General features: G+C 35.1%; 20 protein-coding genes. 12 read left to right on the forward strand and 8 right to left on the reverse strand.

Annotated elements, in window-relative coordinates:
• The first annotated feature begins 576 nt into the window (after positions 1-576).
• Positions 577-723 (forward strand): hypothetical protein, encoded by a 147-nt coding sequence (locus F994_RS17465; RefSeq protein WP_212749464.1) that lies wholly within the window; start codon positions 577-579, stop codon positions 721-723.
• Between the two features lie 107 nt (positions 724-830).
• Positions 831-1,241, forward strand: coding sequence for a hypothetical protein (locus tag F994_RS04665; RefSeq protein WP_004648977.1), 411 nt, complete (start codon positions 831-833; stop codon positions 1,239-1,241).
• Between the two features lie 485 nt (positions 1,242-1,726).
• Here F994_RS04665 and F994_RS04670 read toward each other — a convergent pair whose 3' ends face one another.
• A complete protein-coding gene (locus F994_RS04670) occupies positions 1,727-2,371 on the reverse strand; it encodes a LysE family translocator (protein ID WP_004648978.1) in 645 nt (214 codons plus the stop codon).
• A gap of 443 nt (positions 2,372-2,814) precedes the next feature.
• On the opposite strand from F994_RS04670, the gene F994_RS04675 reads away from it, so the two are divergent.
• A complete protein-coding gene (locus tag F994_RS04675) occupies positions 2,815-3,972 on the forward strand; it encodes an MFS transporter (RefSeq protein ID WP_034696542.1) in 1,158 nt (385 codons plus the stop codon).
• Positions 3,973-4,007: 35 nt separating this feature from the next.
• Here the strand turns inward: F994_RS04675 and F994_RS04680 are convergent, their stop codons facing one another.
• Positions 4,008-5,498: an amidase gene (locus tag F994_RS04680; RefSeq protein WP_004648980.1), complete on the reverse strand. Its 1,491-nt coding sequence runs from the start codon at positions 5,496-5,498 to the stop codon at positions 4,008-4,010.
• 460 nt (positions 5,499-5,958) lie between these two features.
• Between F994_RS04680 and F994_RS04685 the strand changes: the two genes are divergently transcribed.
• On the forward strand, positions 5,959-6,387 hold the full coding sequence (locus F994_RS04685) for a hypothetical protein (RefSeq protein WP_004648981.1): 429 nt from the start codon (positions 5,959-5,961) through the stop codon (positions 6,385-6,387).
• Between the two features lie 63 nt (positions 6,388-6,450).
• Here the strand turns inward: F994_RS04685 and accC are convergent, their stop codons facing one another.
• From accC to F994_RS04705, 4 genes are all read right to left on the reverse strand, one after another.
• Positions 6,451-7,818 (reverse strand): acetyl-CoA carboxylase biotin carboxylase subunit, encoded by a 1,368-nt coding sequence (gene accC / locus F994_RS04690; RefSeq protein WP_004648983.1) that lies wholly within the window; start codon positions 7,816-7,818, stop codon positions 6,451-6,453.
• Between the two features lie 17 nt (positions 7,819-7,835).
• Positions 7,836-8,252: an acetyl-CoA carboxylase biotin carboxyl carrier protein gene (locus F994_RS04695; protein ID WP_004648984.1), complete on the reverse strand. Its 417-nt coding sequence runs from the start codon at positions 8,250-8,252 to the stop codon at positions 7,836-7,838.
• 16 nt (positions 8,253-8,268) lie between these two features.
• Complete coding sequence (aroQ, locus tag F994_RS04700) at positions 8,269-8,724, reverse strand: type II 3-dehydroquinate dehydratase (RefSeq protein ID WP_004648985.1); 456 nt, start codon at positions 8,722-8,724, stop codon at positions 8,269-8,271.
• Between the two features lie 1,439 nt (positions 8,725-10,163).
• Positions 10,164-10,766, reverse strand: a complete 603-nt coding sequence (locus F994_RS04705) for a LexA family protein (RefSeq protein ID WP_034696676.1) — start codon at positions 10,764-10,766, stop codon at positions 10,164-10,166.
• Between the two features lie 125 nt (positions 10,767-10,891).
• Between F994_RS04705 and F994_RS04710 the strand changes: the two genes are divergently transcribed.
• The 8 genes from F994_RS04710 (at position 10,892) to F994_RS04745 (ending at position 15,647) form a co-directional block, all read left to right on the forward strand.
• Entirely contained in the window at positions 10,892-11,242 is a 351-nt protein-coding gene (locus F994_RS04710) for an immunity protein Imm33 domain-containing protein (RefSeq protein WP_004648987.1), read from the forward strand.
• 132 nt (positions 11,243-11,374) lie between these two features.
• Complete coding sequence (locus F994_RS04715; protein ID WP_004648989.1) at positions 11,375-11,635, forward strand: hypothetical protein; 261 nt, start codon at positions 11,375-11,377, stop codon at positions 11,633-11,635.
• Between the two features lie 4 nt (positions 11,636-11,639).
• On the forward strand, positions 11,640-12,392 hold the full coding sequence (locus F994_RS04720; RefSeq protein WP_004648990.1) for an ATPase: 753 nt from the start codon (positions 11,640-11,642) through the stop codon (positions 12,390-12,392).
• 109 nt (positions 12,393-12,501) lie between these two features.
• Positions 12,502-12,702 (forward strand): hypothetical protein, encoded by a 201-nt coding sequence (locus tag F994_RS04725; RefSeq protein ID WP_004648991.1) that lies wholly within the window; start codon positions 12,502-12,504, stop codon positions 12,700-12,702.
• A 242-nt stretch (positions 12,703-12,944) separates the two neighbouring features.
• Complete coding sequence (locus F994_RS04730; RefSeq protein WP_004648992.1) at positions 12,945-13,361, forward strand: YeeE/YedE family protein; 417 nt, start codon at positions 12,945-12,947, stop codon at positions 13,359-13,361.
• A 1-nt stretch (position 13,362) separates the two neighbouring features.
• Positions 13,363-13,785 carry a DUF6691 family protein gene (locus tag F994_RS04735; RefSeq protein ID WP_004648993.1) on the forward strand — a complete coding sequence of 141 codons (423 nt, stop codon included), beginning with the start codon at positions 13,363-13,365 and terminating at the stop codon, positions 13,783-13,785.
• Positions 13,782-14,654, forward strand: a complete 873-nt coding sequence (locus F994_RS04740) for an MBL fold metallo-hydrolase (protein WP_004648995.1) — start codon at positions 13,782-13,784, stop codon at positions 14,652-14,654. The genes F994_RS04735 and F994_RS04740 overlap by 4 nt, the downstream gene beginning before the upstream one ends.
• 228 nt (positions 14,655-14,882) lie before the next feature.
• Positions 14,883-15,647, forward strand: coding sequence for an alpha/beta fold hydrolase (locus F994_RS04745; RefSeq protein WP_004648996.1), 765 nt, complete (start codon positions 14,883-14,885; stop codon positions 15,645-15,647).
• Positions 15,648-15,688: 41 nt separating this feature from the next.
• Here F994_RS04745 and F994_RS04750 read toward each other — a convergent pair whose 3' ends face one another.
• Together F994_RS04750 and F994_RS04755 are read right to left on the reverse strand one after the other, a co-directional pair.
• The gene (locus F994_RS04750) at positions 15,689-16,639 is read right to left on the reverse strand and encodes a M15 family metallopeptidase (RefSeq protein ID WP_004648997.1); all 951 of its coding nucleotides are present in this window, start codon (positions 16,637-16,639) and stop codon (positions 15,689-15,691) included.
• A complete protein-coding gene (locus F994_RS04755) occupies positions 16,636-17,274 on the reverse strand; it encodes a hypothetical protein (protein WP_004648998.1) in 639 nt (212 codons plus the stop codon). Before F994_RS04755 ends, F994_RS04750 begins: the two co-directional genes overlap by 4 nt.
• Position 17,275 lies beyond the last annotated feature (1 nt).

Below are 17,275 nucleotides of genomic sequence, written 5' to 3' on the forward strand. Positions count from 1 at the left end.
TTCACTAATTTTAATTGATGCCATTTATCTTTATGTTATAAATTTTTGTTTTACTCAATAATTTTAATTAATGTGATTTAGTTCACATTAAATTTTTTATTTTAATTGTTATAATAAAATGTAAGCTATTGAAATATATTTTATTAAGGGGATTTTAGAATATCTAACTTTTTTAAAAAATAAAATTAACATAATTAGTGATAAGTTGGCTTAAGGTTTATTATTGATTTACCGCGAGAGAATTATTATGCCTACAGTAGTAAAGGAAATAATTCAGCATTTAATAACTATGAAATCACACAGTTTTTTTAGATCCATGTATCTAAAAATCAGCCAAAGAACTAAAGTCATTTCATTTTTTAGATAATGAAATTAAAAGTCTTAACATCGAAGGTTTTGACTTTCCCATAGATATGAATGGCATAGAGTAATGGATACATGAGAAGAATAAAACTCAATACAGGTTCTATGCTAAATATCTTGAACGCAGATAAAATCACTCACTTTAATTTAGTCGGAATTTCGATAGAAAAACTTTAACTAGGGGGATGCCCAAAATTGGACACACCCTTTTTTATGGCGATTTATGTAGTATTGGCCGTATTAGGTATCGCAGCTTTTTTCTATTTTCAGCAATCAATGAAAGCTGATGAGCTAGGTGGTTTCAAACAGGGCACGGAGCAATACAATGGCTATCGCTATGCCCAATCATGGGCTTTTTGATCAGCTACTTAACATAAAATTTCTTTTGTAGTTGAGATTCTATATTAAATACAATTAATAATTATTGAGCTATAATCGATGATTAAATTCATTTATATCAATCATATATGGGAAAATTTAACATAAAAAGTTTAATTGCTAAACACGCAATTATTTTTAGTTCTACAGATTCTGAAATATCTATCCATATCTTTATGGAACCATTTATCTATCAAGAACAGATCTTAATTCCAACAATTCGTTTAGATAATATTGACTTACCTTCGATAAAATTATGCGATTTAGCAAATAGTTCTTTCACATTTACTCAAGGGGATATAGATGGTTCTATATATTTAAATGGAGCTCATCATCCTGTAGATGTATTGGGCCTAAGCTTTATTTTAACTCGTCAAAATCAATTAACTGTTTTAGTTAAAGGTATTTATGACTTTGAACATGAGGGTTTTGATGACTTACTTAGTGAAGCATTTGTATTAAATACATTACTTAGTAGTTGCGATGTTAATGAACACTAGTATATATACTAATAAAAAAACCCCGACAGGATGTCGGGGTTTTTCGTATTTGATGCTTAGGTATAACTCCTGTCGTACCTCACATTCCTTGTTCTTTCTCTTGTTATTCTTATCTGGAGCATCCTGCTCTCTATGTCCCCATGATAGAAAATAAGCGTGAGATCGTATAGCCGCAAAGGGTGGGAATTGTTGTGAGCAAATGCGTACATAAATGCTTAGATTTTATCCCAAGGTTTATCCTCAGAAATTGGGGATAATTTGAGCACTGGATGAATTGATAACATGGACAAAAGCTTTAATTTGATTAAATATTGATCAATTTTATTGGCGATATGTTCTAGAGTTGTACATAAAAAAGCCGACTTGTTTCCAAGTCGGTTTTTTAGGTTTGCGTCCCAATTTTTTATAGCATAACTTTCTGAAATTTAAAACTATTTCCAGAAGAATTTCGTATAAGCGCCATTATGTTAAATGGATTTCTTTTATCATCTAGATACATTACTTGTTGCTAACATAAATGATAATATTAAAAATATACAACCACTTGTTTTATTTAAATTATTTTGTATTTTTGACGTAAGTAGTTTAGTTTTAAATAAAAAAATAAAATTCGAATAACTAATATGAATAATTAGAGCAATAAAACAAAATAAAGAGCTTAAAGTTAAAAGTTGTGGAATCAAACTTTGATTTACATGGATAAATTGAGGAAATAGTGCAATAAAAAATATTATAGTTTTTGGATTTGATAGTGAAGTTAGAAAACCTTGAAAAAATATTTTTGGTTTATTCACTTTTTTATTGAGAGTCTGATTTTGATCACTTGAATCTATATTCAAACTTTTATTTTTAAATGTTTTAATTGATAAGTATACTAAGTAAACGGCACCTATATACTTTAGTAATGAAAACCAAAATATATCATGTGCAAGAATTGCTCCTATACTTGTTGCTGATAAGATTGCTATACAGAACATTCCTAAAACTGTTCCTAATATCCCCCACATAGTATTTTTTCTACCATAATTAAGAGTATTAGTAATTGTAAGTAAGGTTCCAGGTCCTGGACATGCTATTGTTATAGTTGAAATAAGTATAAATAACAAATAACCAGTAACTACATTTTCCATATTCAAATCAACACATAGTTTTAAACTGATCCATTGTATATATTTTCAATATTCAAAACTTAGTTTTTCTTAAATTTTAGAACCCAATTTTTTCTTAATAAAATACTTCCAATCACTGTATCGACCTTTTGCTCGACTTCTTTATTATTTACAAGCTGAGCAACATATGCAGAACTACTCGAAGCTTGTACAGCAGAATATCGAAATGTGGCCAAAACAAAAAACTCCCTAAGTCAGGGCTTTTTACTTTCGCAATATTTAATCATAAACTTACGAAAAATTAATGTCTCAAAGTGCAGTCTACAAATTTTCGAAAAATTTATTTTTTAGGTTTTTGTAGACTGTTTTGTAGACTGTTGAACTGCAATTGAGAGCAAAGCTATGCAATGTGATGCAACTATATATTATTTTAAGTCATTGAAAATGCAAGGATATGCAGGCTGATGCAACCTATTGCAATTCAACACAAACTAAGTGGATTCTACTTTTTCTACTACTCCATAGTAGGAACCTTCATGCCATTTTGGAGCCTTTATCTAGAAGATCAGGGCTTTAATTATCAAGAAATAGGGCTTTTATCTTCTATAGCCATTGTGACACGTTTTTTTGCGCCGTTTATTTGGGGCTGGATTGCGGATAAGTCTGGTAAAAGAATGTTGTTGGTACGTATTGCGACTTGGGTTGAAGCTTGTATTTGGTTCATGATTTTTCTAATTCCAAATACATTCCAATCGGTTGCATTACTGATGCTTATTTTTAGTTTTTTTCAAAATGCCATTTTAGCGCAATTTGAAGGGGTGACTTTATTTTGGTTGGCGGAACAACGCACCCAACTTTATGGCAAAGTCCGGAAATGGGGCTCTATCGGTTTTATTGTTGCTGTTTTTGGCATAGGGGCTTTGCTTGAAATCGTACCCATTTCGATGCTGCCTATTATGTTGCTATGTATTGCATTTTTGGCCTTCATTTGGTCTTTCACGATCAAAGAGCCGACGACAGCACCTCATTCGCAGCAGCAGTTAGAACCATTGTTACCGATATTAAAACGACCTGTTGTTGCTGCATTTTTTGCAATTGAATTTGTTTTATTATTTTCTCATGCGCCATTTTATAGTTTTTATAGTAACTATTTACATCAAGTTGGTTTTAGCACCACTGAAATCGGTTTTTTGTGGTCAGTTGGGGTGGTTGCTGAAATTATCATGTTCGCCTTTGCGCATGTTTTTTTAACCCGATTCTCTTGGCGTTATTTAGTCAGCCTTTGTTTGGTGTTAACTGGAATCAGGTGGATGATTGTTGGGCTATTGCCAAACTCCTTTATGGCTCAGTTTTTAGCACAAACTATTCATGCTTTTAGTTTTGGCTTATTTCATATGATTGCTATGCGTGTTGTCTTTCAAAATTTTTCTATAGGACAGCAAGGACGTGGGCAAGCCATGTATAGCACGATGTGGGGCTTAGGTGTGGCTTTGGGGAGTATCTTGGCAGGCCGATATTGGCAACTCATCTCTGGGGAAGTGATTTTTATTATTGCTGGCTTTGCAACTTTTATCGGCTTGTTGTTTGTTCGTTGGCTTCCAAAACATATCCAACAAGCCTAAAAAGCTTAATAACGTAAATATAGTGTGACTATTTTTTAGAGTTGAATTTGACTATAACGATTAAACCATGGCTGTGCTTTTTCAAGTTGAGCTGCCAACTGCAGTAATACGTCTTCTCGGGCAAAAGGTGCAATAAATTGCGAACCTAAAGGTAGATTGTCTGCATTCCAATACAGTGGAACAGACATTGCTGGAAGACCCGTGATATTAGCCAATTGTGTAAAAGGAACCCATGTTAAATTTTCTTTCACAATTCGATCTACCAATTTCCCTTGCGCCAATAAATGTGCCTTGCCCAATTTTAATAAACTTTTCAAAATGGGTTTTTGCCAGTGAGGTAATTTAATTTCACCGTTTTTAGGTGCAACAGAAGCGGTTGCCGGCGTTAAATACAAATCATATCGATCAAAAAAGTGATTCATTTTCGTCGCATACACGCCCCAGTTGTTGAGGTTGTGAATATATTCAAGCGCTGTCGTTTGTTTTCCGAATGCTGCAAGTGCCAATGAATCCAGTTCAAAATCACTATTCTTCGCTTGATGTTGCTGCTTAATCTTTTCAAGAACATAAGAAAATTGACTGAACCACGTGGTAATAAAATCTTTGGCGAGTGCCATACCATCAATAGGCGGTGTGTCTTCCACCACAGTATGTCCTAATGACTCTAATAATTTCGCTGTATGTTGAACTGCTGCAATTGCATCTTTGGAAATAGGCGTGCCGATAGGTGAGTGGGTACTAAAAGCAATTTTTAATGGTTTAGGTGGTTGTTGAATGATGTCTAAATAGGGACTTTGAGGATGTTCAATTTTAAACAAGGAACTATGTTCTGCGCCGTGTGTCGCATCAAGCATGGCAGCACTATCTCGAACTGTTTTGGTCAGTACATGTTGAACTGCCGCCCCATGCATCGCTTCACTCATGTGTGGGCCCCAAGGCGTACGGCCACGGCTCGGTTTTAATCCAAATAAACCACAATAAGATGCAGGAATACGAATAGAACCACCACCATCTCCAGCGCCAGCAATGGGCACAATACCACCAGCAACTGCGGAAGCCGATCCGCCTGAAGATCCACCACTATTGTGTCTTAAATTCCAAGGGTTATGACACGTTCCCCAAGCATCGGGTTCAGTAATTCCTTTAATCCCGAATTCTGGCGTGTTGGTTCGACCAAAGGTCACAATTCCGGTATTTTCCCAGCGATTGACAATTTCAGAATTTTGTTCAGCAATATGATGAATTCGTTTTAAGCCTTTACAGCCATATGACGTGGGATAACCCGCATATTCTTGAAATAAGTCTTTCACTAAAAAGGGTACACCAGCAAAAGGACCCGTTAATTGTTGTTTGGTTCTGTGCTCTGCATAGTCATACATCGGAATAATAATGGCATTTAATTGGGGATTCGTGTCTGCGGCACGCTCCAATGCTAAGTTGAGTAATTCTGAAGCTAAAACTTCTTTATTGGCCACTAATTCGGCCAATCCTAGCCCATCATATTGAAGATATTCAGAAAGTTGCATTACTAGCCCTTGTTTTATTTTAATATAAGTCTCTGTTGTTGTAAGCGATTTTATATGAAGAAGCAAGACAGATCGGATGAACTTTATAAAGCCTTTGATTGTAGATGGCCTCATCCACATGGTTAATTTAATCGTGCTACTGATTCAGCGGTGGCCTGAATTCGTTTAGTAATCGCTGGAATTTTTTTCTATATGGTTTTTGATATTTTTCTGAATTTAGTTTTGAGTTGGAAAGCATTAATTTATGGATGTGTTGCTCTACAATTTGCTTTGCTCAGCACAGACTAAAATCAATTCCAAGGCATGAAGGAAACATAAATATATTGTTGTAATATGGTTGATAAATACTGGGTTTTCATAAAAATATGCTAAGTTGTATTTAGAAATTTTATCATTGAACTTATGATGTATGAAAAAAACATATCTTACGATTTTTCTCATATTGTGCTCATCTGTAGTGATGGCAAATGAGAACAAAGCAGTAGTTGCAACAGAAGAAATGGATCGAGTTGAAGATTCGAATCCTATTCGTATTGTAACGCGTCCCGAAATTGTGGGTTTATGGGGTATGCAAATAGCGAATAATAAGAAATGTATTGAATATTATAATTTTAAAAGTAATAACAATGTGGTGATCAAGAGTGGACAAGAATGGTCATCAGGTATTTATGACTATCAATCATCACAAGAAGAACGTAGCGCATTACCAGCTCTAATATTGCAAGTAAAATACGATAACAATGAAGTGGATTGTTCAGGTTATAGCGAAGACCAAACAGGTGAAATTTCTCAATATTTCGTACAGTGGAAAAACTCATCAACCATTAATTTTTGTAGTAATGAAAAAGCAGAACAATGTTTTGCGACATTACGCCGTATTTTACCTTAGTCATTCTAAGCATATAAAAAAACCGCTCTTGAAGAGCGGTTTTTTTATATTAAAGCAGGCAGATTAAGATCCTTCTTTAACATGACCTTCTAATTTTTGAAGCAAATGTTTTTCTAGATAATGAATATCCATTGCTTGCGAACAGAAATTCGCATCTTCTAAAATTAGATCTTTATGTAAAGGAATATTGGTCTTAATTCCAGTCAAGATCATCTCTTCTAATGCTTGTTTCATACGTGCAATACACGTTTTACGGTCTTTACCATGCGCAATCAGTTTAGCAATCATTGAGTCATAGTAAGGTGGAATACTATAGCCTTGATAGATATGCGAATCTAAACGAATACCTGCACCACCCGGGGTATAGAAGTGTTCAATTTTACCTGGTGATGGTAAAAAGTTCGTTGGATCTTCCGCATTAATACGGCATTCCATAGCATGACCATTACATTCAACATCTTCTTGTTGAATATTAAGACCAAGACCGCCTGCAATGAGAAGCTGTTGTTCGATAATATCGATACCAGTGACCATTTCAGTGACTGGATGCTCAACTTGAACACGCGTATTCATCTCAATAAAGAAGAATTCATCATCTTCAAATAAGAATTCGAATGTACCTGCACCACGGTATTGCATTAGTTTACATGCATTGACACAAGCTTCTAAAATATCAGCACGTGCTTGTTCAGGTAGGCCGGGTGCTGGTGCTTCTTCAAGTACTTTTTGATGGCGACGTTGCAAAGAGCAGTCACGATCAAATAAGTGAATGGCATGACCATTACCATCTGCTAGAACCTGAACTTCGACATGGCGTGGTTTTTGTAGGAAGCGTTCCATGTAGACGGTGTCATCACCAAACCACATTTCTGCATCACGCTGTGCTGCTTGAACTGATTCAAGTAATGTATCAACACGCTCAACAATACGCATACCACGACCACCACCGCCAGAAGCAGCTTTAACGATCAATGGGAAGCCAATTTCTTTTGCTTCAGCCAATGCATTGCTTGTTGTTACGGCATGCGCTGAACCCGGAACGGTTGGAACACCTGCTTTACGCATTGCCGTAATGGCAGAAACTTTGTTCCCCATTAAGCGAATGTGTTCAGGGCGAGGGCCAATGAAGATAAAGCCTGAGCTTTCTACAATTTCCGCAAATTCAGCATTTTCAGACAAGAACCCATAACCTGGATGGATTGCATCTGCACCAGTGATTTCAGCAGCAGTAATAATTGCTGGGATGTTTAAATAGCTTTCACTACTTGCACCCGGACCAATACATACTGCTTCATCAACAAAACGAAGGTGCATGAGGTCTTTATCGGCATCGGAATAAATACCAACGGTTTTAATTCCTAAAGTTTTGCAAGCTCGGGTAATGCGTAAAGCGATTTCACCCCGGTTTGCAATTAATACCTTTTGCAACATTATAAATCCCCGTGGTTTTATGCGCGATAGCGGAAAAGTGCTTGACCGAATTGAATCACTTCACCATTTTTCACTAAAATTTCTTCAACGACACCGCTTTGGGTTGCTTCAATTGGATTCATGATTTTCATGGCTTCAATGATGCCTAAAGTTTCACCAGCAGTAATGGTTTGACCCACTTTAACAAATGGTGCTTCGCCTGGGCTTTGTGCTGCATAGAACACACCAACCATTGGAGAAGTTTCTACAGCGCCACGTGGAGTTTTAGCCGCAGGAGTAGCTGCAACAGGAGCAGGCATTGCCGCAACAGCGCCAGCAACCATAGGATTACGACGAGTTAATGCGATGGATTGATCACCTTCTTTAACTTCTATCGCTTGTAAGTCAGATTCAATCATCAGGTCGATGAGTTTCTTGATTTTACGAATATCCATGAGACAGTATTCCTAATTATGATTGCGTAGTAGGTTGAATTTTTTCGATGGCATAATCGAGTGCAGCGGAATAACCTTTTGCACCTAAACCGCAAATTACGCCAACGGCTTTATCGGATAGATATGAATGATGTCTAAATGCTTCACGAGCATGCACATTAGACAAATGAACTTCAATAAATGGTATTGCTACGCCAAGAAGGGCATCGCGTATCGCAACAGACGTATGTGTTAATGCTGCTGGATTAATAATAATAAATTGCACGCCGTGTTGCTGCGCTTGATGAATTCGGTCAACAATTGCACCTTCCCAATTACTTTGGAACGTGTCTAACGAAATAGATGATTTTTGAGCTTGTGTAATGAGTTGCTGATTTATGTCCTCAAGAGTGAGATGTCCATAAACTTCAGGTTCACGCTTACCTAATAAATTAAGATTCGGTCCGTGAATGACTAAAATGCTCGAACTCATTCAGCTTGCTCCATTTCTAAGTTGCAGTAATACTTTGCAAGATGTCTGCAAAGTTGCCTCATTATGGCACAAAATCCTACATTTTTTTTATAATTTCGTTAAAATGAAATAGAATATATGTGTCATATCAGCGCTATATATTGAGAACTTTGCAAGGAAATGGCAATGTTAAAAAATGACAATTTTTATGATTATTCTTTGTTTTTATATTCTAAACCGAATTGACCAAAACAGTTCATGTAAATTGTGTAACAGCCATGACTCAGTGATCCAAGGTTAGAATTTCTTGTTCGTTGGTAGCGATTGATCTTATTGCATCATTTTCCATGGTGAATAGTTGTCGTGGTAAATACTTGTATGCAATTTAAGACAAAGTGCTGTTTTATTTTAATCAGCTTTCATTTAGTTATCATGCTATTGATGATGTTTTTATGCTGAATATACGTTATGAATATTGTATCGTTCTTGTCATTTAGGGTAAAGCATAAAGATATGGTTTTTATGCTTGTTTTTTATAATTTATTAAAATAAAACATATGCTTATTGTATTTTATTTGGTTTGATTCATGTGCATTATAAGCTGGGTATTCAAGTCTTAAGGGGTAAAAAATACTTTCTTCATCGGAGATATTTAGTGTTTTTCTCTAACGAAATATCGATATATGCAAAAAGGGGTGGTTGTCTGATTAAGCATTAATATGAGCTGTTTATATGAAAACGGAGGCTTATTTTATAATCATCTTGGTAGGCAAAATAAAAGTAAATTTTTTAGATGAAAGGATTCTTTTGAAGGGATACATCCATCTTGATGAACAGCGGATTGACCTTTTAGTTCATGAATAGCATGTATAGGGTGACTGAAAATGATTGCATGAGATGATCTTCATTGGCAAAAGTTATGTTATTGCGATTATAAAGTTCATTATTGAGCAGTTGTTCGCTGATTTTACGATCAATTCACTTAAATGCTTTTTTAGTTTGATCAAAAGAAACCGTCATATCTATTTTAACAGTTTCGCTTTATGGCTAAGGGTTATAAAACTGTATTCAGTGTTGTACCAAATTGATGTCTATTGCTATTTTTTTAGTTAAATTATTTAAAATCAAAGATTTGATTATTTGTTTTTCATAACTTGAATTTGTAACTTTTTCAAAAATGGAATAATGGACATCTATAAAGCATTTGGTTAATAATTTGGATAATCAAAAGGGCATAACTAAAAGTCTTTAAAGTCCTAATAAAGCTGAGTGTGGTTACAGTTAATCGCATCGAGCGTAGATGGAATTCTTTGTTGAGAATTAATAGACGAATAAAGATGGATATGAACATAGCTAATCCACTTACATTTAGCAGCCATCCGACAAAGCGGCAAAACAGTAGTCCAAATAACCTAATCGGCATCAACACTAAAAAGATGACTTTTATTCATACAATTTCATTATCTCAGTTTTTTTAAAATACAGGTCACAACGCCCCAAATAATTAATGGTTCTTCATCGCGTAAATAAATATCAGGATAATCCGGATTTTCTGCTTTTAACCAGATTTTGGTTTGGGCGCGTTGTTGTTTTTCTTTTATCAATCGTTTTACGGTAAATTCATTATGAATTAATGCCAGAACAATATCGCCGTGTCCTGCGGTTAAGCTACGATCAATCAGGATTTGATCATCTAGGTCTATACCTGCATTTTTCATGGACAGTGAATTTACTCGCAATACAAATGTAGTTAATGGGTTATGCACCAAATATTCATTTAAATCGATAAAGTCTTCTGTGTAATCTTGGTCTGTAGAGGAATAATCATCGGGAATAGAAGGATAAGGAATATTTAATGCTGTTCGGTTTCGAATCGCTTGAAGTTCAATTTTTTGACTTAGATCATCTTCAGGTTTTGGCTTGAGCCATGCTTTTATTTCTAAAACTTTAGACTCTGGCACGCGCATAACCACGGTTTTTTCTTGATAGTGAGTTTTACGTCCTGCATTTTTGCGCTTTCCACCATGTTGATGTTCTATGAGCGGGCAATCTTCTACTTTCATTTTTATATCTTGAATTTGTAACTTTTTCAAGATTAGCAAAAAACCATGTAAATAAAAAGATTGCCAACACATTTATAATCTAGGATAAAATGCAGCATTCAGCTTTATGTAGCAAGGTATAAGCAATGATCCAGAAATCTCCTTTAGAAGAACTCATCGCAGAACAAAAGTTATTGTGTGAAGAGTTTGATTCTGCCTATATTAAAGTTAGTGGTGATGATGTTGTTGCAGTTGCTGTAGAGACATTAAATCAAGAACCGATTGTTGGTATTCGTAAAAAACCTGAAACAGAAGAAAATGTTGCTTGGTTTATTTATGGTGGGGAACTGGGAGACGGTGAAGATTTTTTCCAAACCATGACTGTTCGAGAGTTACAGGATATTTTGCCTGAAGTGCTACCGTACTTAGCTTTGGCTGAAGGTTTTCGTTTTATGATTGATCGTGAAGATTATGAAGATGTTTGGAAAGAAGATTAAGTCCAAATTTAGCCACTATTAAGTGGCTTTTCTTTTAAGCCGTTACATTTCTATGTTGGTGTATAAATAGACAATTATTTGTACTATGTTAATATAAGATGCAAATATACCTTGTGTAACGGGAGTTGTTCTATGACAGCTTATTACAGCCTTATGAAGGCAAGCAAATATGAGGATGATATGATTCCTAAACTTGCTATACATGCCTTTCGTCATGCCTTTAATAAAGCATGTTTGGTCGCGACCGTTGTTTACGCCAAAGATCAGCAATTGGTACAACGTGAAGTGAATGGGGTTGAGACTATTCTTCAAGACTTATCTCAATGCTATGTCACAGTTGATCATCTTCCTAAAATATTAAAACGTAAGAAAAAACAAGAGGCTGCTGTATAACTTAATGCCTCAACCAAGAATAAGAATGTTTGCTGGTCCTAATGGGTCTGGAAAAAGCACAGTTAAAGAATATTTATTGCCCCATCATATTGGGGCTTATTTAAATGCTGATGAATTAGAACAAATGCTGAATACAACTCATCAATTAAATTTGATGGTTTATCATTCTGCGTTAAAAGCACAAGATTTAATTGATTTCCTAAAGCAGAAAAAGCGCCCTCAAATTGGTCATTTCATTCCTTTATTGAAACTCGATCCTATTTTATTGGATGACTACAACATTCAGTTCGATAGATCAGAAATTGATTCCTATCTCTGTGCGCGTATCATTGATTATATTCGCTTAGAATTTTTACGCTTAAAGATCAGTTTTACTTTTGAAACAGTGATGTCACATATTTCTAAAGTAGAATTTCTGCAAGAGGCACAACGCCAAGGCTTTAAAACCTATTTGTATTATGTATCGACTGTCGATCCGCTGATTAATATTGCTCGAGTTCAGTATCGAGTGAGTGTAGGCGGCCATCCTGTGCCTGAAAAAAAGATTGTAGAGCGTTATTACCGTAGTATGGATTTATTAATGCAAGCGGTAGATGCCAGTGATCGAGCGTATTTATTTGATAATTCTTCAGATGGTGAAAAGGCTGCATTTATTGCCCAGATTCAATCAGCAGAAACCTTGAAAATGAATCCTGATGTTCAGCAATTACCATGGTGGTTTGCAGAGAAGGTATTTAAAGAATTCATAGACGAATAAAATACTTAAAGATCATCTTTAAAAACAAATAACCTTTGGTATATTGTAAAAAATGTTGTTTATAAAATTAAATAATAACTATTAAATCAATAACTAAGGGTTAGATAAAATGACAAATATTCAATCTTCTGAAAAGATACAAACGATTGGTGCAGATCTTGATGTGAAAGAGATTGAGCAAGAGCAACAAGACAAGAATAACAGTACAGATGTTACTTCAGGATTAGATGTATTTGATTTAGCAGAATTAGGCAGTGATTTAATTGATGTATTAAGAGACTTGGTGAGTGGGATCAGTCTGGATCTATAAAAGGGCTTCAATAAATTAGATAAGATTTAACCATACTTTATATTGTATACACCGCATACATAGTAAAATAATTGAGTATGAAACGGTCAGCTAATATAGCTGCATAGATTTTCCAATTTACAGCTAGGAAACTCAAACACACCCATTAAAAGAAACTTCTCAATCCATCATCCACAAAGATACAGCTATTGATATATTTTTAAATATATTATATAAAAGTATATTGTTTGGAGCACTCTATCATGCACGATTTCCTATTCGCATTTCTAGGTGGAACACTTTTAGGTCTCTCTGTCGTGGGCTATTTATATGTAAATGGTCGTATAGCAGGGGTTAGTGGTTTAATTGCCCAAGTCTTAAATTTGCAAACAATATTTAAGACACCGGCACTGTGGTTTTTATTGGGCTTGTTTGTGGTGCCATTTTTTTATGGCATTGTGCAAACGCCAAATATTGAACTCAATGCAAGTCCGCTAATGATGATTGTTGCAGGATTATTGGTGGGTTTCGGTACGCGTATGGGTTCTGGATGTACCAGCGGACATGGTATTTGCGGAATAAGCCGACTTTCTAAACGCTCCATGATTGCAACCATGACCTTTATGTTTGCTGGATTTATTACGGTTTATCTCATTCGTCATATCATTGGAGCGTTCTAAAATGAAAAATATATTGGCTTTTGTGTTTGGTGGATTATTTTCAATGGGTTTAATTGTTTCAGGCATGTCTAATCCTGAAAAAGTATTAAATTTCCTTGATATATTTGGTCAATGGGATCCAAGTCTTGCATTTGTAATGCTAGGGGCGATCGCCGTAGCATTTATTCCATTTCAAAAAGTGGTACATCAGAATGAACCAAAAACACTATATGGTGAGGCGATTAATTTACCTAAAAACAATGCGATCGATTCTAACTTGCTGATTGGGAGTTTAATTTTTGGAGTCGGTTGGGGGATTGCGGGTATTTGTCCAGCACCAAGTTTAACTTTAATTGGTCTAGGCTACTATCAGATGATTTATTTTATTATCGCGATGTTCGCTGGTTTATTGATTCATCGTCAATGGGCAGGGAGAAATTCATGACACAACATCCACAGGTACAGCATTTTTTTGATGAGCAGACCAATACCTTTAGTTATGTCGTTGTTGATCCTATCAGCCGAAAATGCGCCGTAATAGATAGTGTTTTAGATTATGATGCCGCATCGGCAACAACGAAGACCATAAACGCTGATTTGATTGTTAATTACATTCAAGAAAATAGCCTAAGCGTAGAGTGGATTTTAGAAACACACGTCCATGCTGACCATTTAACCGCATCACAGTATTTAAAAGAGCGCTTAGGCGGTCAAATCGCGATCAGTAAGAAAATTGCTATTGTACAAGAGACTTTCAGTTCAATTTATAACTTGGACATTAAGCACTTTAACGCCCAGCAAGCATTTGATCATTTATTTGCAGATCATGAACAGTTCAAAATTGGTGAATTAATCGCATATAACATACCAACGCCAGGGCACACACCTGCATGTTTAAGCTATGTGATCGGTGATGCTGTATTTGTTGGTGATACCTTATTTATGCCTGATTATGGAACAGCACGTTGTGATTTTCCGAAGGGCAGTGCTTCAGTTTTATTTGATTCAGTCAAAATACTTTATCAATTAGCTGAAAATATTCGTGTTTTTCTTTGTCATGATTATTTACCTGAAGGGCGACATCAATATAGCTGTGAAAGTAGTATTCAAGCGCAGAGGGGCACAAATATTCATATTAATGATCGAACAACAAAGGCTGAATTTGTAGCAATGCGTAACCGCCGTGATGCCACACTGGCAATGCCTAAACTAATTTTACCCGCTATTCAAATTAATATGAATGGAGGGAAATTCCCTGAACCAGAAGAAAATGGAATTCGCTATTTAAAGCTACCGTTCAATTATTTTAAATAGCCAATATTTCTGATTTTTTTGAAAAGAGCACCACTTTATTTGACTTGCTAAATTAAGGTGGTAATTAGATAAACCATACAACTATTTGTTTAATAGATATTTTTAACAATATGTTTAAATCACCATAAAATAGCCTAAGTAAAAATAATATTTTTAAAAAATGGCAATTGATTAATTTCCTATTATCATCAAATATAAATCAACCTTAAATTGTTATAAAAGAAATTTATGTTTTTAAATTATCAAATTCATCTCAATGAAACAGTAACCGAAAAAACACCTATCGTATTTATTCATGGTCTTTTTGGTAGTTTAAGTAATTTAGCCATGATTGCTCGTGAATTTTATGATACTCATCCAGTAATTCAAATAGATGTACGGAATCATGGGCTTTCAGCACATTCAGATGAAATGAATTATGTTGTAATGGCACAAGATATTTTAGATACGCTAGATTCCATCAATATTCAGAAATTTTCTGTTATTGGTCATTCTATGGGGGGAAAAATTGCGATGCAATTGGTTCATCAAGCAAGTGAGAGAATCGAGCAATTGGTTGTCTTGGATATCGCGCCATTTGCATACACTCAAAACCACCATGAGCAAATTTTTAAAGCCTTATTTGCAGTACAAAATGCAAAAGTTGAAAACCGCCAACAAGCAGCTCAAATCATGCGTGAATATTTACATGAAGAAATGGTGATTCAATTTTTAATGAAATCTTTTACTCAAGGTCGCTGGCTTTTTAATGTCGATGCATTATTTAAGCATTATTCAGATATTTTGCATTGGGATACTATCCAACCATGTAGCAAAGAAACACTCTTTATTCGAGGCGGTGGATCTGCATATATTAGTACAACTGAACATTTTGCAGCAATTGAACAACAATTTCCGAAAGCTAAAATTCAAGTTGTAGCAGATGCTGGACATTGGTTACATGCAGAAAAGACCCAACAAGTAGTTGATCAAATCAAAAAATATTTAAACTAAATTTTAGGTAGCAGCTTCATTTTAATTAAGCTGCTCTTAAATTAAGGAAGATTATTAGCCAGCAGTTGACCTTCTGAAGTTAACTGTTCGGCCATTTCAGCTGTTTTTCTTAACCCCGGCATACGGTATTCAGTATGACCATAGTCTTGAATGGACTTCCAGCGGCCACCCCAAGTTAAACCCAAAGATTCAGCAACTTCACCATATAATTGGTAGCCTTTCATAACTTCCGGATTACGTTCTGAAATAACCACTTTACCATTACGTTTAAATGCAATATCGGCAGCCAAACCAAATTGATGATAACTTTGGAAACCTTTGGCACGAGTAACATGACGATTACCCGCCAATAAATTCTGTTGCTCTGGACTGCGATAACCTTCTAATAAAACCATTTCATAACCATGACGTTCTTGCATGATTTTAAAGACCATGAGTAAACGCTGTTTATAACGTGGATTCATTTTATGCCATTTACGATCAGCCGTAGCAATATCACTGTGTGAACTTTGCATATGCAGATCCTCAATATTAGGATTAAATGCTTCAGCCTGAACACTATGTTGTGTCCCAATCTGGCTTTCAGCCATAATTGCTTCTTCAATTAATGATGCATTTACTTCATCTGGCGGAGACAGCATTTGCCCATCAAGTAAGCCATAAATTTGAGGATCAACTTCTCTTAAATAGTCAGCTTCAATTTTGGTGGGATTAATGGGACGGGTAAAAGCAAAAATTAAAATACTGCTAAATAACAAGAATCCAGAAATAAGAATCCACCATTGTTGTAAATGCCAGTGCGATTGAGTTTGTGCAGGTGCAGCAGCATTATTGAGTTGTTGGGCAAAATGCTTGGCAGAATAAAGCCGCTTCTTACTTTCTGGAATAAGAACAACAAAAAAACCTTGCACTTTATGACGTAATTCATAAGAAAATAACAAGGCCAAACTGCTTGAAACAAAAATAAAGCCAATAAAAATAACAATAATCATGGAGACACGGCGGTTTCTGTCAAAATGATCGGTGTTCTTGTTACTGTAATTTGTATAGAAGCTTCAGGGGTTTCATTTACTGCAATATTATTTCCTTTAAGTAAGTTACTTTCTTTTTCTTCATTTTGTGCTGTTAATACTTTATTCGCAGCTGTCAATTTAGCTGTTTCTGTTTTTAGTGCTACTTTGGAAGCAGCAATATTTTTCGCAGTAATTTGATGTTCTTTAACTATATTCTTCAAATTATTTAAATTTGAAGTCATTTTTTTCGAATCATGATGATGTAAAAAAGCCTGACTTAAATCCATATTTTGAGGTTGTGGAAAATCAGTCATATGTTCAATATTTCCATCTTTAACAGATAGATCATTATGAGTTTCCTGTGGAGTTGGATACTTTTCTAAAACTGGAGACACTTGATCATCAAGCTCTTCTAAAACTTTTTGTTCAGAAAGCTGTGTATTGATAACCGCTAAAGGTTTTTGAATTTCATGATGATTTAAATAAATATACACCGTAATTAAGCTAAAAATAGCGCCAGTAAAGAAACCTGAAATTCCATACAGTACCGGCAAATGCTTTATATTTTTTGTAGGTCGTAATAGTCTTAAAGACTTTTGTTTTTCGTTCGCCATT

The organism is Acinetobacter bohemicus ANC 3994 (genome assembly GCF_000367925.1).
GTDB classification, from domain to species: Bacteria; Pseudomonadota; Gammaproteobacteria; order Pseudomonadales; family Moraxellaceae; genus Acinetobacter; species Acinetobacter bohemicus.

Coding starts and splice junctions, on each gene's coding strand:
- F994_RS17465 (WP_212749464.1), top strand. CDS start 577: ATGGCGATTTATGTAGTATTGGCCGTATTAGGTATCGCAGCTTTTTTC.
- F994_RS04665 (WP_004648977.1), top strand. CDS start 831: ATGGGAAAATTTAACATAAAAAGTTTAATTGCTAAACACGCAATTATT.
- F994_RS04670 (WP_004648978.1), bottom strand. CDS start 2,371: ATGGAAAATGTAGTTACTGGTTATTTGTTATTTATACTTATTTCAACT.
- F994_RS04675 (WP_034696542.1), top strand. CDS start 2,815: ATGCAACCTATTGCAATTCAACACAAACTAAGTGGATTCTACTTTTTC.
- F994_RS04680 (WP_004648980.1), bottom strand. CDS start 5,498: ATGCAACTTTCTGAATATCTTCAATATGATGGGCTAGGATTGGCCGAA.
- F994_RS04685 (WP_004648981.1), top strand. CDS start 5,959: ATGGCAAATGAGAACAAAGCAGTAGTTGCAACAGAAGAAATGGATCGA.
- accC (WP_004648983.1), bottom strand. CDS start 7,818: ATGTTGCAAAAGGTATTAATTGCAAACCGGGGTGAAATCGCTTTACGC.
- F994_RS04695 (WP_004648984.1), bottom strand. CDS start 8,252: ATGGATATTCGTAAAATCAAGAAACTCATCGACCTGATGATTGAATCT.
- aroQ (WP_004648985.1), bottom strand. CDS start 8,724: ATGAGTTCGAGCATTTTAGTCATTCACGGACCGAATCTTAATTTATTA.
- F994_RS04705 (WP_034696676.1), bottom strand. CDS start 10,766: ATGAAAGTAGAAGATTGCCCGCTCATAGAACATCAACATGGTGGAAAG.
- F994_RS04710 (WP_004648987.1), top strand. CDS start 10,892: ATGATCCAGAAATCTCCTTTAGAAGAACTCATCGCAGAACAAAAGTTA.
- F994_RS04715 (WP_004648989.1), top strand. CDS start 11,375: ATGACAGCTTATTACAGCCTTATGAAGGCAAGCAAATATGAGGATGAT.
- F994_RS04720 (WP_004648990.1), top strand. CDS start 11,640: ATGCCTCAACCAAGAATAAGAATGTTTGCTGGTCCTAATGGGTCTGGA.
- F994_RS04725 (WP_004648991.1), top strand. CDS start 12,502: ATGACAAATATTCAATCTTCTGAAAAGATACAAACGATTGGTGCAGAT.
- F994_RS04730 (WP_004648992.1), top strand. CDS start 12,945: ATGCACGATTTCCTATTCGCATTTCTAGGTGGAACACTTTTAGGTCTC.
- F994_RS04735 (WP_004648993.1), top strand. CDS start 13,363: ATGAAAAATATATTGGCTTTTGTGTTTGGTGGATTATTTTCAATGGGT.
- F994_RS04740 (WP_004648995.1), top strand. CDS start 13,782: ATGACACAACATCCACAGGTACAGCATTTTTTTGATGAGCAGACCAAT.
- F994_RS04745 (WP_004648996.1), top strand. CDS start 14,883: ATGTTTTTAAATTATCAAATTCATCTCAATGAAACAGTAACCGAAAAA.
- F994_RS04750 (WP_004648997.1), bottom strand. CDS start 16,639: ATGATTATTGTTATTTTTATTGGCTTTATTTTTGTTTCAAGCAGTTTG.
- F994_RS04755 (WP_004648998.1), bottom strand. CDS start 17,274: ATGGCGAACGAAAAACAAAAGTCTTTAAGACTATTACGACCTACAAAA.